This window comes from Streptomyces sp. NWU339 (genome assembly GCF_003143855.1).
Lineage (GTDB): Bacteria > Actinomycetota > Actinomycetes > Streptomycetales > Streptomycetaceae > Streptomyces.
This window is the reverse complement of sequence record NZ_QFRK01000032.1, coordinates 63,961-78,590: the sequence shown is the minus strand read 5'-3', so window position 1 is coordinate 78,590 and position 14,630 is coordinate 63,961. Positions and strand designations below refer to the sequence as shown.

At 71.6% G+C, this 14,630-nt stretch carries 13 protein-coding genes and 1 pseudogene; 10 read left to right on the top strand and 4 right to left on the bottom strand.

Features of this window, described 5'->3' with window-relative positions:
* The 4 genes and pseudogenes from DIZ27_RS29910 to DIZ27_RS29895 all read right to left on the bottom strand — a co-directional run.
* Positions 1–310: pseudogene (locus DIZ27_RS29910) on the bottom strand (2-oxoglutarate ferredoxin oxidoreductase subunit alpha); the annotation flags it as partial.
* A 255-nt stretch (positions 311–565) separates the two neighbouring features.
* Complete coding sequence (locus tag DIZ27_RS29905; RefSeq protein WP_109381565.1) at positions 566–1,237, bottom strand: response regulator transcription factor; 672 nt, start codon at positions 1,235–1,237, stop codon at positions 566–568.
* Positions 1,238–1,502: 265 nt separating this feature from the next.
* Positions 1,503–2,888, bottom strand: coding sequence for a sensor histidine kinase (locus DIZ27_RS29900; RefSeq protein ID WP_109381564.1), 1,386 nt, complete (start codon positions 2,886–2,888; stop codon positions 1,503–1,505).
* A 144-nt stretch (positions 2,889–3,032) separates the two neighbouring features.
* Positions 3,033–4,238: a sensor domain-containing protein gene (locus tag DIZ27_RS29895; protein ID WP_109381563.1), complete on the bottom strand. Its 1,206-nt coding sequence runs from the start codon at positions 4,236–4,238 to the stop codon at positions 3,033–3,035.
* Positions 4,239–4,403: 165 nt separating this feature from the next.
* On the opposite strand from DIZ27_RS29895, the gene DIZ27_RS29890 reads away from it, so the two are divergent.
* Genes DIZ27_RS29890 through DIZ27_RS29845 form a run of 10 tightly spaced genes read left to right on the top strand, consistent with a single transcriptional unit; the run spans position 4,404 to position 14,382 of the window.
* Positions 4,404–4,826 carry an NADH-quinone oxidoreductase subunit A gene (locus DIZ27_RS29890; protein ID WP_258308595.1) on the top strand — a complete coding sequence of 141 codons (423 nt, stop codon included), beginning with the start codon at positions 4,404–4,406 and terminating at the stop codon, positions 4,824–4,826.
* On the top strand, positions 4,817–5,536 hold the full coding sequence (locus DIZ27_RS29885) for an NADH-quinone oxidoreductase subunit B (RefSeq protein WP_181383748.1): 720 nt from the start codon (positions 4,817–4,819) through the stop codon (positions 5,534–5,536). The genes DIZ27_RS29890 and DIZ27_RS29885 overlap by 10 nt, the downstream gene beginning before the upstream one ends.
* Positions 5,533–6,726: an NADH-quinone oxidoreductase subunit C gene (locus tag DIZ27_RS29880; protein ID WP_109381562.1), complete on the top strand. Its 1,194-nt coding sequence runs from the start codon at positions 5,533–5,535 to the stop codon at positions 6,724–6,726. The genes DIZ27_RS29885 and DIZ27_RS29880 overlap by 4 nt, the downstream gene beginning before the upstream one ends.
* A complete protein-coding gene (locus tag DIZ27_RS29875; RefSeq protein WP_109381561.1) occupies positions 6,726–7,694 on the top strand; it encodes a complex I subunit 1 family protein in 969 nt (322 codons plus the stop codon). Before DIZ27_RS29880 ends, DIZ27_RS29875 begins: the two co-directional genes overlap by 1 nt.
* Before the next feature lie 2 nt (positions 7,695–7,696).
* Positions 7,697–8,314, top strand: coding sequence for an NADH-quinone oxidoreductase subunit I (locus DIZ27_RS29870; protein WP_258308594.1), 618 nt, complete (start codon positions 7,697–7,699; stop codon positions 8,312–8,314).
* The gene (locus tag DIZ27_RS29865; RefSeq protein WP_109381560.1) at positions 8,311–8,892 is read left to right on the top strand and encodes an NADH-quinone oxidoreductase subunit J; all 582 of its coding nucleotides are present in this window, start codon (positions 8,311–8,313) and stop codon (positions 8,890–8,892) included. The genes DIZ27_RS29870 and DIZ27_RS29865 overlap by 4 nt, the downstream gene beginning before the upstream one ends.
* Complete coding sequence (nuoK, locus tag DIZ27_RS29860; RefSeq protein ID WP_109381559.1) at positions 8,892–9,290, top strand: NADH-quinone oxidoreductase subunit NuoK; 399 nt, start codon at positions 8,892–8,894, stop codon at positions 9,288–9,290. The genes DIZ27_RS29865 and nuoK overlap by 1 nt, the downstream gene beginning before the upstream one ends.
* Complete coding sequence (locus DIZ27_RS29855; RefSeq protein ID WP_109381558.1) at positions 9,287–11,281, top strand: NADH-quinone oxidoreductase subunit L; 1,995 nt, start codon at positions 9,287–9,289, stop codon at positions 11,279–11,281. Before nuoK ends, DIZ27_RS29855 begins: the two co-directional genes overlap by 4 nt.
* Positions 11,282–11,287: 6 nt before the next feature.
* The gene (locus DIZ27_RS29850) at positions 11,288–12,886 is read left to right on the top strand and encodes a NuoM family protein (protein ID WP_109381557.1); all 1,599 of its coding nucleotides are present in this window, start codon (positions 11,288–11,290) and stop codon (positions 12,884–12,886) included.
* On the top strand, positions 12,883–14,382 hold the full coding sequence (locus DIZ27_RS29845) for an NADH-quinone oxidoreductase subunit N (protein ID WP_109381556.1): 1,500 nt from the start codon (positions 12,883–12,885) through the stop codon (positions 14,380–14,382). Before DIZ27_RS29850 ends, DIZ27_RS29845 begins: the two co-directional genes overlap by 4 nt.
* The last annotated feature ends 248 nt before the right edge of the window (positions 14,383–14,630 follow it).

The following is a 14,630-nucleotide window of genomic DNA, read 5'->3' as shown; positions in this document are numbered from 1 at the left end:
GCGCGTCACCGGGGGTGAGGATGTCGTGGTCGGCGAAGTGGAGCTGGAAGGACGAGACACCCGGCAGGGTGCCGGCCGGGGCGCGGATCTCGGCCGGGAAGTTCGGCAGCGTCGACAGGTCGTTGCCGAACGACGCCGTCTCCGAGGTGAAGCGGTCACCGGTGAGCTGCATGCCGTCACCCGAGTCCCCCGCGAACCTGATGATCACCCGGTCCAGACGACGGACGTCCTTCGCTCCCGCCGGTTTGCGCTGCTCTCCCAGGACTGTTCCGTCGGTCTGCTCCGCTGGGCTGCTGACCTGGCTGGTCACTGAACTGGACCTCCTCGAGGCGCTGTCCGGGACCGGCCCTCCCGCAGGCCGTCCCTGGATCAACCCTACGTCCGTAAGGGTCGCCTTCCTCAGGCCATTCGCATCTTGGACACGACTTCGAGATCCCGGTGTGCCGACGTGTCCCGCCTTTTACCCGGATTCTCTCCGGTTCCCGGGTCCGGCTGCCCGCCCCGGCCCTTCACTCCAAAGGACGCCGTCCGCTCGTCGGCGGTTCGGCCGGGGGCAGACCTGCGGTCAGGAGTTGAGATAGGTGAGCACGGCCAGCACCCGGCGGTGATCGCCGTCGCTCGGGGACAGGCCCAGCTTCATGAAGATGTTGCTGACATGCTTCTCCACGGCCCCGTCGCTCACCACCAGCTGCCGGGCGATCGCCGAGTTCGTCCGCCCCTCGGCCATCAGGCCCAGGACCTCCCGCTCGCGCGGGGTGAGTCCCGCGAGGACGTCCTGCTTCCGGCTGCGGCCGAGCAGCTGGGCGACCACCTCCGGGTCCAGGGCCGTACCGCCCTGGGCCACGCGCACCACCGCGTCCACGAACTCACGCACGTCGGCCACCCGGTCCTTGAGCAGATAGCCGATGCCGCGGCTGGAGCCGGCGAGCAGCTCCGTGGCGTAGCGCTCCTCCACGTACTGGGACAGCACCAGCACCCCGACACCCGGATGTGCCTTGCGCAGCTGGATGGCGGCCCGCACCCCCTCGTCGGTGTGCGTCGGCGGCATCCGGACGTCGGCCACCACGACGTCCGGGAGCTCGCCCTGACCGTCCAGCCCGGTGATGGTCTTGAGCAACGCGTCACCGTCGCCGACCCCGGCCACGACCTCGTGCCCCCGGTCGGTCAGCAGCCGGGTCAGGCCCTCCCGCAGCAGCACTGAATCCTCGGCGATGACCACGCGCACCCTGTCCTCCATGACTTCTCGTCCCCCACCCCTCCTCCGCGCCCGCCCGTACGGCGGGCCCGGCTGACGGGACCAGCATTCCAGTATCGGGTGGGCGATGCGGAGGGGGTGACGCGAGAAGGTGCGGGGCCGGGCCCACCGCCCGTCCCCGCACACCTGCCGTCCGGTTCCTTCTCGGCGCTCCCGGTGCCCTCGGCCACTGCTCGGCCGTACCTTGTCCGCGCCTCATTCTCAGCTCATTCTCAGCTCAGCCGCTGCTCACCCGCTCACCGCCGGTTCATCGCGTCCGCCCGGCCCGCCACGGCAGCTCCGCCGTCACCCGGGTCGGACCGCCGGCCGGGGAGTTCACCACCAGAATTCCGTCCACCGCGTCCAGCCGCTCCGCCAGCCCGGCGAGTCCGGAGCCCCCGGACGCATCGGACAGGTCGGCACCACCCACACCGTTGTCCTCGACCTGCACCATCAGCCGGTTCTCCGTCCGCCACACCTCCACGGACGCCCAGGTCGCCCGCGCGTGCTTGCTGATGTTCTGCAGCAGCTCCGAGACCGTGAAGTACGCGATGCCCTCGATCGCCGGCGCCGGGCGCTCGGTCAGATCCACCTCCACCCGCACCGGGACCGTGCACCGGGAGGCCACCGACGACAGGGCCGCGTCCAGCCCCCGATCGGTCAGGACCGCCGGGTGGATGCCGCGTGCCAGGTCCCGCAGTTCCTGCAGCGCCGTCTTCACCTCGCCGTGCGCCTCGTCCACCATGTGCGCCGCGGCCTGCGGGTCTTCCCGCAGCTTCTCCTTCGCCAGCCCCAGATCCATGGCCAGGTTGACCAGCCGGGCCTGCGCCCCGTCGTGCAGATCGCGCTCGATGCGCCGCAGGTCCGCCGCGGCCGTGTCGAACACGGCTCCCCGGTCCGACTCCAGCTCCACCACCCGCGTCACCAGCCGCGACGGCCCGAGCAGGCCGTGCACCAGCAGCCGGTCCACCATGGTCAGCGCGCGCACGATCCACGGCGTGGCGATGGTGAACAGCAGTCCGATCAGCGCGGTCACCGTGATCTCGAAGGGGTTGTCCAGGTAGATCTGGTGCTGCCCGTCGCCGTACAGCTGGATCCCGCCCTGACCGGTGTACGTCGGGAACACCCAGAACCACAGCGGATACGTCAGCAGCGACCAGCCGACCGTCCAGACGGTCACCGAGACGACGAAGGAGAACGTCGCCCACGGCAGATGGAGCACCGCGTACAGCAGGGCCCGCCACGAGGCGCCGCTCTTCAGCACCGCCCCCATCCAGGCCGCGAACCCCTGCCGCCGCATCCGCAGCGGCTCCGGCTCGGCCACCTCCAGGCCCAGCAGACCCCGGGCCCGCGTCCGCTCCAGCGCCCCGAACCCGCGGCATCCGGCGAGCCCGGCGGCCAGCACCGGCACACCGAGGAAGGTCACCAGCAGACCGGCGCCCAGCGACACCATCGTGACCGCGTAGGTGAAGAGCAGGATGCCGATCGGCAGGCTCAGCAGTACATATCCCAGCTCGCGCCAGGTCCGTCCCTCGACCGGGGCCCGCAGCACGGCCGGCAGCCGGTGCCGCCGCTCACCGGCCCTCCCGGAATGCCCGGGATGCCCGGCGGGCGTGCTGTCGAGCCCGTAGCCCTGTCCGTACTCCGTGGCCATCGGCGTCGTCCTTCTCCTCGTCCGGCGGCGGTGCTGTCGTATCTCCAGACTGCTGGGCCGCAGGTCGGCGGACCATGGAGTACGTCGCAGTCTTGGACGGGGGGTTTTCCCCACCCCTCTCGGCCCACGACCGCGGGTCTCCGCCTACGACTGCGGGCGGGCCGTTCGCGCCTCCTCGGCGAGGGCGCCTGAGCGGTCCCGCCACGGCAGCTCCGCCGTCACCGTCGTCGGGCCGCCCTCCGGCGACTCCACGACGAACAGGCCGTCCACCGCGCCCAGCCGGTCCGCGAGACCCCGCATCCCCGTACCGCCGTCCAGACTCGCGCCCCCGCGGCCGTCGTCCTCCACCTGGATGAGCAGCCGGCCGTCCGCCCGCCACACGTCGACCGTGGCCGAACGCGCCACGCTGTGCTTGCTGACGTTCTGCAGCAGCTCCGAGACCGTGAAGTACGCGATGCCCTCGATGGCCGCGGCCGGCCGCTCGGCGAGATCGACCGTCACCTTCACCGGCACCGTGCAGCGCGAGGCGACCGACGACAGGGCCGCGTCCAGCCCCCGGTCGGTCAGGACCGCCGGGTGGATGCCGCGTGCCAGGTCCCGCAGCTCCTGCAGCGCCAGCTTCACCTCGCCGTGCGCCTCCGCGACCATCGACGCCGCCGCGTCGGGGTCCTCCAGCAGCTTCTCCTTGGCCAGCCCCAGCCCCATGGCCAGGTTGACCAGCCGGGCCTGCGCCCCGTCGTGCAGATCGCGCTCGATGCGCCGCAGGTCCGCCGCGGCCGTGTCGAACACCACCCCCCGGTCGGACTCCAGCTCGGCTATGCGCCGCTCCAGTTCGTCGGAGGGGGAGAGCAGACCTCGCGCCATGGCCCGGTCCGCGTTGGCCAGCCCCCGCGCGATGAACGGCAGCACCGGCCACAGCACGAACAGCGAGATCAGGGTGACGGTGAAGGTGACGATGCCCCACGGCAGCCGTATCGCCCCGTAGAGCATCGTGCGCCAGCCCACCGGGTCCTTCAACGCCATCCACACCCGTGGCAGAAACCCTCCGGCACTACGCAGCGGCAGTCGGCTCGGCTCCTCCACCCGCACCCCGAGCAGTGCCCTGGTCCGTGCCCGCTCCGCCCTGCCCAGCCACCGCGCGCCCGCCAGACCGGCCGCGAGCAGCGGGAACCCGACCACCGTGACCGTCATTCCGAGGCCGGTGAACAGCACGGTCACGACATAGGTGAAGCCCACCAGCGCCGCCGGAAGGTTCGCCAGGAGGTGGGCGATCTCCTTCCAGGTGTGCCGGTCGTAGGCGAGGCGGGCCGGCGGCGGACGGTCGTCGGGAGCGGGGAAAGGTTCGGTCATGGGTCTTAGCGTGCCCGGCCGCGGGAACCCGCGCCATGAGGTGGACCCCTGAGATGCACGGGGGAAATCCCCACCTCTTGCATCCGGGGGCGACGGGCTGCTTACGGCCTCCTTATAAGGGCCTAGACTCCCGTGCGTACAGATCGTCGACAGCGAGGGGCGGACGTGCGGGAACCGATCGGCGTCGAGCCGACCGTGATCGCTTCGCAGTACGTCGCGGCGGAGTACTTCCAGGCGTATTCGGTCGTCGGGCTGCTCGCCGTCGTCGGTGTGCTGTTCGTCGCTGTCGCCTTCGGTGCGGGACGCCTGCTGCGGCCGGTGGTCCCCACCCCCGAGAAGCTCATGACGTACGAGTGCGGAGTCGACCCCGTCGGTGAGGGCTGGGCCCACACCCAGGTCCGCTACTACGTCTATGCCTTCCTCTACGTGATCTTCGCGGTCGACTCGATCTTCCTCTTCCCCTGGGCCACCGTCTTCGCCGCCGACGGTTACGGCGCGACCACCCTGGTGGAGATGTTCATCTTCCTCGGTTTTCTCGCCGTCGGCCTGCTGTACGCATACAAGAAGGGCGTCCTGACATGGACGTGACCCCCACCAACCCGACGGGCATCGGGGCGGGCCCCGGGGCGGCACCCGGGGCGGGCGCCGAACCGGTGCTGCTGCCGGATCCCGCCGTACTTCCCGCCGAGGGCGGGGGAAAGCTCGGCGCGCTCTCCCGACTCGCCCCCGAGCCGATGAAGGTCATCCTCAACTGGGGCCGCCGTTATTCGCTCTGGGTCTTCAACTTCGGCCTCGCCTGCTGCGCGATCGAGTTCATCGCCGCGTCGATGGCCCGCCACGACTTCATCCGCCTCGGTGTCATCCCCTTCGCGCCGGGGCCGCGCCAGGCCGACCTGATGGTCGTCTCCGGCACGGTCACGGACAAGATGGCGCCCGCGGTGAAGCGCCTGTACGAGCAGATGCCCGAGCCGAAGTACGTCATCTCGTTCGGCGCGTGCAGCAACTGCGGCGGCCCGTACTGGGACTCCTACTCCGTCACCAAGGGCGTCGACCAGATCATCCCGGTCGACGTCTACGTTCCCGGCTGCCCGCCGCGGCCCGAGGCGCTGCTCCAGGGGGTCCTGAAGCTCCAGGAGAAGATCGCGCGGGAGTCGCTGGGGGAGCGGTACGGGGCGGGCGAGCGGGGCGCCCCGGGCACGCGGGGCGCGTCGGTGGCGGCGCTGCGGAGCGGATTGGTGAAGCCGCCGACGCCGGGGGAGCCCGGTGCGGCGACGTCCGGCGAGGGGGAGGACCGGTGACCGCGGTCGGCTGGCTCCCCGCCGACGTCGAGGAGCTGTTCGGTACGGAGGCCACGGCCGAGGAGTCGTACGACGTCCTGACCGTCGACGTCCCGCCGGCCTCCTGGATTCCCGTCCTGGAGGCCGCCCGTGACCGGCTCGGCTGCACGTACTTCGACTGGCTGAGCGCGGTCGACGAGCCCGGCACGGGCTTGTGCGTCACCGCGCACGTCGTCGCCCTCTCCCCGGTACGCCGCCTGCTGCTGCGGACGACGGTCCCGCACGAGGCCCCGACGCTGCCCTCCGCCGTGGACGTCTACGCGGGGGCCGCCTGGCACGAGCGCGAGACGTACGAGATGTTCGGCGTCGACTTCACCGGCCACCCGGCCCTGGACCACCTGCTCCTGCCGGACAACTTCGAGGGCCACCCGCTGCGCAAGGACTTCGTCCTCGCCGCCCGCGTCGCCAAGGCCTGGCCGGGCGCCAAGGAGCCCGGGGAGCCCGCGGCGGGTGCCGAGCACGGCGGCCCGAAGCGCCGCCAGATGCTTCCCCCGGGCGTCCCCGACCCGAACGAATGGGGTCCCCTGAAGGGCCGGCTCCCCCCGGCTCCGTCCCGTCCGGCCCGCGGCGCGGGCCGGGCGGCCGCCGGCACGGGGCGCACCCCCGGCGAACGCCCGGTGCGCCGCACCCGTACGGCGGCGCAGGGCTCGGCGAGCCAGTCCGCCCCGGCAGGAACCGAGGGCGGCTCCGAGGACCGGACCTCACCGCCGCCGCGCCGCACCCGCTCGGCCGCCGAGGGTTCCGCGAGCCAGCGGGCCGGCCGGGCCGCCCCCGAAGCGCCGGCCGCCGACACCGCGGCACAGCCCGAAACGGTCACGCCGACCACCCCGACCGCGCCTCCCGTCCGTCCCGCGCGGCCCCCGCGTCGTGCCCGCAGCGCGAGCGAGGGTTCGGCGTCCCAGCGTGCCGAGGCGTCGCCGCCGGAGCCCACCGGAACAGAGGCGCCGGACGAGTCCGGGGCGTCGGGCACCGAGCCCGCTGCCGCACCGCGCAGCCCGGACGCCCCCTGGCACCACGCCCGTCCCGCCTTCACCCGACCCGGACGCGCCCCCGAGCCCCGACCCGGACGCGACCCCGGCCCCGACCCGGAACCGAAATCGGAATCGGGCCCCCCGGCCCCCGAGGACCCCGACCCCTCAGGAGGTTCGTAGTGAACGACGTACTCGACGTCGCCCTGCGACTCCTGGTCGTCTTCGTCGTCTTCCTCACCTTCCCCCTGATCGTCGGGCAGACCGAGCACAAGGTGATGGCCCACATGCAGGGCCGGCTGGGCCCGATGTACGCGGGTGGCTTCCACGGCTGGGCCCAGCTCATCGCCGACGGCGTGAAGTTCGCGCAGAAGGAGGACGTGGTCCCGACCGGTGCGGACCGCCGTGTCTTCCAACTCGCCCCGGCCGTCGCCCTCCTGCCGTACCTGCTGGTCCTGCTCGCCATCCCGATCGGGCCGGGTGAGGGCGCCGTCGGGCAGGTGCTGGACGCGGGCGTGTTCTTCGTGCTCGCGGTGATGGGCGTCGGCGTCCTCGGCTCGCTCATGGCCGGGTGGGCCTCCGCCAACAAGTACTCCCTCCTCGGCGGCCTGCGTACCGCCGCTCAACTCCTCGCCTACGAACTGCCGATGCTGCTCGCCGCCGCCTCGGTGGCGATGGCGGCCGGCACCGTCTCGCTCGTCGGTATCCTCGACGCCTTCGCGTGGTGGTGGCTGCCCTGGCAGATCGTCGGCGCGATCGTCTTCTTCGTCGCCGGCCTCGCCGAACTCCAGCGTCCGCCCTTCGACATGCCCGTCGCCGACTCGGAGATCATCTTCGGGGCGTACACCGAGTACACCGGCCTGCGGTTCGCGCTCTTCCTGCTCGCCGAGTACGCCGGGATCGTCGTCCTGTGCGCCCTGACCACCGTCCTCTTCCTGGGCGGCTGGCACGGGCCGTGGGGCGCCGACGGCCTCGGCTGGGTCTGGACCCTGCTGAAGACCGCGGTCCTCGCCTTCGTCGTCATCTGGCTCCGTGTCACCTATCCCCGGCTGCGCGAGGACCAGTTGCAGAAACTCTCCTGGACCCTCCTCGTCCCCCTCGCCCTCGCCCAGATCGCCCTCACCGGCGTCGTCAAGGTGGTGATCTCCTAGCCATGGCTCCCCTTCCTGGCTTCTCCGGCTTCCCCGGCTCCGGCCTGGCCAAGGGCCTCGCCGTCACCCTGCGGACGATGACGAAGAAGTCCGTCACCGGCCAGTACCCGGACACCCAGCCCGACCTCGCGCCCCGCACCCGCGGTGTGATCGGTCTGTTCGAGGAGAACTGCACGGTCTGCATGCTGTGCGCCCGCGAGTGCCCGGACTGGTGCATCTACATCGACTCCCACAAGGAGACCGTCCCGGCGACGACGCCCGGTGGCCGTGACCGCAGCCGCAACGTCCTCGACCGCTTCGCCATCGACTTCTCCTTGTGCATGTACTGCGGTATCTGCATCGAGGTCTGTCCTTTCGACGCCCTGTTCTGGTCGCCCGAGTTCGAGTACGCCGAGACCGACATCCGCGAACTCACCCACGAACGCGACAAGCTCCGTGAGTGGATGTGGACGGTCCCGGCCCCGCCGGCCCTCGACCCCGCCGCCGAGGAACCGAAGGAACTCGCCGCCGCCCGCAAGACGGCCGACAAACTGGCCGCCACCCAGGCCGTAGCGGAGACCGATCCGCAGACCGGGCCGCCGACCGCCGGCCCGACCGAGCCGAAGGGGGAGGAGCCGTGACCCTCGCCGCAGCCGCCGGCACGGCCCCGCAGGGTTTCCTCTCCCCGACCGGTGTGGAGATCGCCTTCCTCCTCGTCGGCCTGGTCACCTTCGGCGCCGCCGTCGTCACCGTCACCACCAGGCAGCTGGTGCACGCCGCCCTGTGGCTGGTGGTGGCCCTGGGGGGACTCGCCGTCGAATACCTCCTGCTCACGGCCGAGTTCATCGCCTGGGTGCAGGTCCTCATCTACGTGGGTTCGGTCATCGTCCTCCTGCTGTTCGGTCTGATGCTCACCAGAGCCCCCATCGGCCGCTCCCCGGACGCCGACTCCGGCAACCGCTGGGTCGCCCTCGCCGTGGCCGTCGCCGCCGCTGCCGCCCTGGTCTGGGTCGTCGTCGACGCCTTCCGCACCACCTGGATCGAGCTGGACGGTGCGCCCGCAGGCTCCCCCGATGTGACGGGCGCGAGCCTCTTCCAGCACTGGGTCCTCCCCTTCGAGGCCCTCTCCGTCCTCCTCCTGGCCGCCCTCGTCGGCGCGATCGTCCTCTCCCGCAGGGCGAAGGCGGGCACCCCGGGCGACACGGAGGGGGGCCGCTGATGCACCTCGCCTATCCCGCCGTACTGTCCGCCCTCCTGTTCTGCACCGGCCTGTACGGAGTCCTCGCCCGCCGCAACGCGATCCTGGTCCTCATGTCGGTCGAGCTGATGCTCAACGCCGTCAACCTGAACCTGGTCGCCTTCGACGTCTGGCTCAGCAAGGCCGCCGAGGAGACCCTGCACTCCGGTCAGGCCCTCGCCCTGTTCACCATCGCCATCGCCGCCGCCGAGATCGGCATCGGTCTGGCGATCGTCCTCGCCGTCCACCGCAGCCGCGGGACCGCGGACATCGACAAGCTCCGCGACACCGCCGAGGGCCACGACCCCGACGACCCCGACAGCGACGCCGACGCCCCCACGACCCGGGCGGCCGTCACGAAGGCTGAGGCCACCGCGTGACCACGACCACCCTCGCCGTCCTCGTCCCCCTCCTTCCCTTCCTCGGCGCGATCGCCGGACTGCTCCTGGGCCGCACGGCCCCCGGTTTCGTCCGCCCGCTCGCCGTCCTGCCGACCGTCGCCTCCCTCGTGCTGGCCGCCGCGGTCGCCGCGCGCCAGGGGGGCGACGGGGCCGTCGACGCCGTCACCGAGCTGACCCCCACCGGTTCGGTCCCCATCGAACTCGCCCTGTACGTCGACGGCTTCGCCGCCCTCACCGCCGTGCTCGTCGGTGTCGTCGCCACCTGCGTGCAGATCTACTCGACCGGCTACCTCCGCGACGACCCGCGCTATCCCTCCTACGCGGCTCTCGTCTCCCTGTTCACCTCCGCGATGCTCCTCGTCGTCTACTCCGGCGACCTGATGGTGCTGCTGGTCGGCTGGGAAGTCATGGGCATCTGCTCCTACTTCCTGGTCGGCCACTACTGGGAGACCCCCGAGGCCCGCGCCGCCTCCCTCAAGGCATTCCTGGTCACCAAGCTCGGCGACGTCCCCTTCCTCATTGGCCTGTTCGCCCTGGCCACCGACGCCGGGTCGTTCCGCATCACCCGCATCCTCGGCGCTGTCGCGAACGGCGGCATCGAACACCCCACGCTGATCGCCCTGCTGCTCCTGGCGGGCGTGGCCGGCAAGTCGGCGCAGTTCCCGCTGCACACCTGGCTCCCCGACGCGATGGCGGGCCCGACCCCCGTCTCGGCGCTGATCCACGCCGCGACGATGGTCGCCGCCGGTGTCTACTTCGTCGCCCGTCTCCTCCCGCTCTTCGAGGCATCCCGGGCCGCGATGACCGTCCTCGCCGTCATGGCCGCCGTCACCATGGCGGGGTCGGCGCTCGCCGCTCTCGCCCAGGACGACATCAAACGGGTCCTCGCCTACTCGACAATCGGTCAACTCGGCTACATGACCGGCGCACTCGCCCTCGGCGACCGCGGAGCCGCCGTCTTCCACCTCCTGTCCCACGGCGCCTTCAAGGCGCTCCTGTTCCTCGCCGCCGGCGTGATCATCCACGCCGCAGGCACCAACTCGCTGGCAGCCATGTCCCGCATGAGCCACCTGCGCGACCGCGTCCCGGACGCCTACTGGACGATGACCGTGGCGCTCCTCGCGCTCGCCGCGATCCCGCCGTTCAGCGGCTTCTTCTCCAAGGAGGCCGTCCTCGGAGCCGCCGAGCACGTCGTCACCGGCCACACCGAGCAGGCCTCCGCCGCCGCGGGCTGGATCGTCCTCCTCGCCGGCCTGGCCACCGCCCTGCTCACCGCGGCGTACGCGGTGCGCCTGTGGCTGCTGGCCTTCCGCGGGCACGGCACCGAGGCCCCCGACCACGGCAGGCAGCCCCTCACCATGACCGCCGTGCTGTGGGTGCTCGCCGTCCCGTCCCTCGCGCTCGGCGGCTTCGCCTTCCGCGCACTGCCCGACTGGTTCGACGGCCACGACCTGACCCCGACCCTCACCACCTCCGTGCTCGGTACGGGCGTGGCCCTGGTCGGCGGCATCGTCACCTATGCCACCTGGCGCCACACGACCGCACACGCCGCCCGCATCCCCCTCGGTGCCGTCGCCGCCCACCCGCACGGCGACGCCGGGCAGGTCGAGGCGGAGGCCGTCGCCAGTCACGAACCCGCCTACGGGGACATCGCGTACGCACCGGACCCGTCGGACCCCGGACGGCTGCTGCTAGGCCCGCTGCACCGCCACGCGGCCGCCGGCTTCCACCTCGACGCCGTGTACACGACCCTCTTCGTCCGCCCCGTCCAGGCCGCGGCCTCTCTCGTCCGGTTCCTCGACCGTGAGGTCGTCGACACCTATGTACGTGGCGCGGGAACGCTGCCCCGGTGGCTCGGGACCGCCGTACGACGCGCCCAGACCGGCAATCTGCAGACCTATGTGAGCGCGCTGCTCGCCGGCACCGTCGTCCTCGCGGTCGCCGTCGTCCTCGCGGCGACGGGAGCGTGAGCAGACGTGATCGATATCAGCGAGTCCGTGATGCAGTTCCTTCTGGCGTTCCTCGTCGTCGGCCCGCTCCTCGGGGCCGCCGCCGCTCTCCTGCCGGCTCCGCCCGGACTCAAGGGCACATCACCCGACCAGGCCGTGCTCCGGCACGGCGTGACGGTCACCGGCGCCGTCCTCATCGCGGCGATCGTCCTCGCGCTCGGCTTCGACCACGACCAGCCGTCGAAGATGCAGGCCACGACCGACATCACCTGGATCCCCGCACTTGACGTACGGATCCACCTCGGCACCGACGGCATCTCCCTCCCCCTCCTGGTCCTGACCGCGCTGCTGACCTTCCTCAGCGCGCTGTACACCTACTTCAAACCGCCCACGGGCCCGTCCCCGAAGGCGTTCGTCGCCCTGCTGCTCGTCCTCGAATCCGGCACCCTCGCGGCCTTCGCCGTCCTGGACCTGATCCTGTTCTTCCTCGCCTTCGAGATGGTCCTGGTCCCGATGTACTTCCTCATCGCCCGCTGGGGCGGCGAGGGCCGGGCCGAGGCCGCCTGGAAATTCATCCTCTACACGCTGCTCGGCTCCGTGGTCATGCTGCTCGGCCTGCTCCTGATCGGAATCAAGGCGGGCACATTCGACATGGTGGCACTCGCCACTGACAACGGCCGGTCACTGACCGTATCCGTGCAGGTCATCGCCGTTCTGGCGATCGGGATCGGGCTCGCGGTCAAGACCCCGATGTGGCCGCTGCACAGCTGGCTGCCCGACGCCCACACCGCCGCCCCCACCGTCGGCTCGGTCCTGCTGGCCGGCGTCCTGTTGAAGATGGGCACATACGGGTTCGTACGGATCCTGCTCCCCGTCGCACCGGACGGTTTCCGCACCTTCGCGCCCTACCTCGGCGCCTTCGCCGTCGTCGGCGTCATCTACGGGTCCCTCGCCTGCCTGGCCCTCGCCAAGGAAGGCGCCAAGGGCGACCTCAAACGCCTCATCGCCTACTCCTCCGTCGGCCACATGGGCTTCGTCCTCCTCGGCATCGCCACCATGACCCCGACCGGTGTCAACGGCGCCCTGTTCGCCAACATCGCCCACGGCCTCGTCACCGGCCTGCTCTTCTTCCTGGTCGGCGCCCTCAAGGAGCGCACCGGCACCGTCGACCTCGACACCTTGGCCCGCCCGTCGTCCGACCGGCGCGCCCCAGCGGCCGGCGCCGCCCTCTACGGCAGGGCACCGCGCCTCGGCGGACTGCTCGCCTTCGGCGCCGTCGCCTCCCTCGGCCTGCCCGGCCTCGCCGGATTCTGGGGCGAGATGCTGGCCCTCTTCGGCGCCTTCGAACCCGCCGCCGGGCTCAGCCGCCCCGCCTTCCTCACCTTCATGTCGATCGGTGCCTTCGGCACCCTGCTGACCGCCGCGTACCTGCTGATCGTGGTCCGCAGGGTCTGCATGGGCGCCAAGCCGCAGCACGCCCCGGCCCTCCCCGACGTCCGCGGCTACGAGTTCGCGTCCTGGACCCCGCTCGTCGTCCTCACCGTCGTCACCGGACTGTGGCCCGGCGCTCTGATCGGGCTGACCGACCCGGCCGTGCAGCAGCTCCTCGCAGGAGGCACCCGATGAGCTCCCTCGCCCAGTCCGTCGACTGGCTGGCCATCGCACCGCCCACCATCGCGGCCGTCGTCGGACTCGTCGTCCTCGTCACCGACCTGTTCGTCAGCGGGGCCAGGAAACAGATGCTCGGCGGGCTCGCGGTCGCCGGACTCGCCGCCGCCACGCTCATGCTGCTGCCCCTCCTCGACGCCGACCGCAGCACGTTCTGTCTGGTCGGCGATCCCGGAGTGTGCAGCTACACCGCCGACCGCTTCACCCTCGTCATCCAGTTCCTGGTGCTCGGCGGCGCGCTCCTGACCGCCCTCCTGTCGGCCACCGTCCTCAAGGACGCCGACAAGCGGCTCCCCGAGGGCGAGTACTGGTTCCTGCTCCTGTCCTCCGCCGCGGGCGCCGCCCTCCTGCCCGCCGCCCGTGACCTCGCGACCCTCGTCGTCGCCCTGGAGGTCGCCTCCCTGCCCGCCTTCGCCCTGGTCGGCCTCCGCCACGGCAACCGGAAATCGTCCGAAGCGGCCCTGAAGTTCTTCCTGTCCTCCGTCACCGCCACCGCGGTCAGCCTCCTCGGCATCAGCTTCCTCTACGCCGCCACCGGGACCCTCCACCTCACCCTGGTCGCCGAGCGCGTCCAGACCGTCGACGGACAGCTCCACACGCTCGCCCAGACCGGCGTCGTCCTCACCCTCATCGGCTTCGCCTTCAAGACGGCCGCCGTCCCCTTCCACTTCTGGGTGCCCGACACCTACGTCGGAGCCCCCCTGCCCATCGCCGCCTACCTGTCCGTCATCGGCAAGGCGGTCGGCTTCACCGGCCTGATCCTCGTCACCGTCGTCGCCCTCCCGTCGTACGCCGACGTCTGGGGCCCGGCGCTCGCCGTGCTGGCCGCCCTCACCATGACCGTCGGCAACGTCGGCGCCCTCAGACAGCAGGCCACGCGCGCGTACAGCGCGGTACGCCTCCTCGCCTGGTCCTCCGTCGGCCAGGCCGGCTACCTCCTCGTACCGATCGCCGCCGCCGCGTACTCCGGCGACGCCGAGAAGTCGATCGGCTCCACGCTCGCCTACGCCCTCATGTACGGCGCGGTGAACCTCGGAACCTTCGCCGTCGCAGCCCTCGTCGGCCGCACGCGTTCCCTCAACCGGGTCTCCGACTACCGCGGCCTGTACGCCGCCGCCCCGCTCACCGCCCTGCTCCTGGCCTTCTTCCTGCTGTGCCTCGCCGGACTCCCGCCCGGCATCATCGGCCTCTTCGCCAAGGTCACCGTCTTCTCCGCGGCCGTCGACGCCGGACTCGGCTGGCTCGCCGTCGTCATGGCCGTCAACGTCGTCATCGCCCTGGTCTACTACCTCCAGTGGACGGCACTGCTGTTCCGCGCCCCCGAGGGCGAACCGACCGAGCACCGCTTCCCGGTCCCGCTCACCGCCGCGATCACCCTCACCGGAGTCCTCGGCATCGCACTGTCCGGCGCGCCCCAGCTGATCCTGCGCCTCACCGACACCAGCCTCTTCTGACGCTCCGGGCGCCCGGAGACCGCCGGTTTCGGCCACCGGGCCGAGCGGCGAGTACGGCGTCACAGCCGTCGTCACAGTCGCCGTCACCCGGACGGTTTACACGCGCCACCGCGTGCACAAGGGAACTAGAGCCCCCCGCCTGGCGTTGACGAATACGGGAGGGTCCACTGGACGTGAGGCCAGGACACCCGGGGCCCTCGCAGGTCAGAAGGAAGATCAGCGAACCGGGGTCCCCCCGCCGCACGACT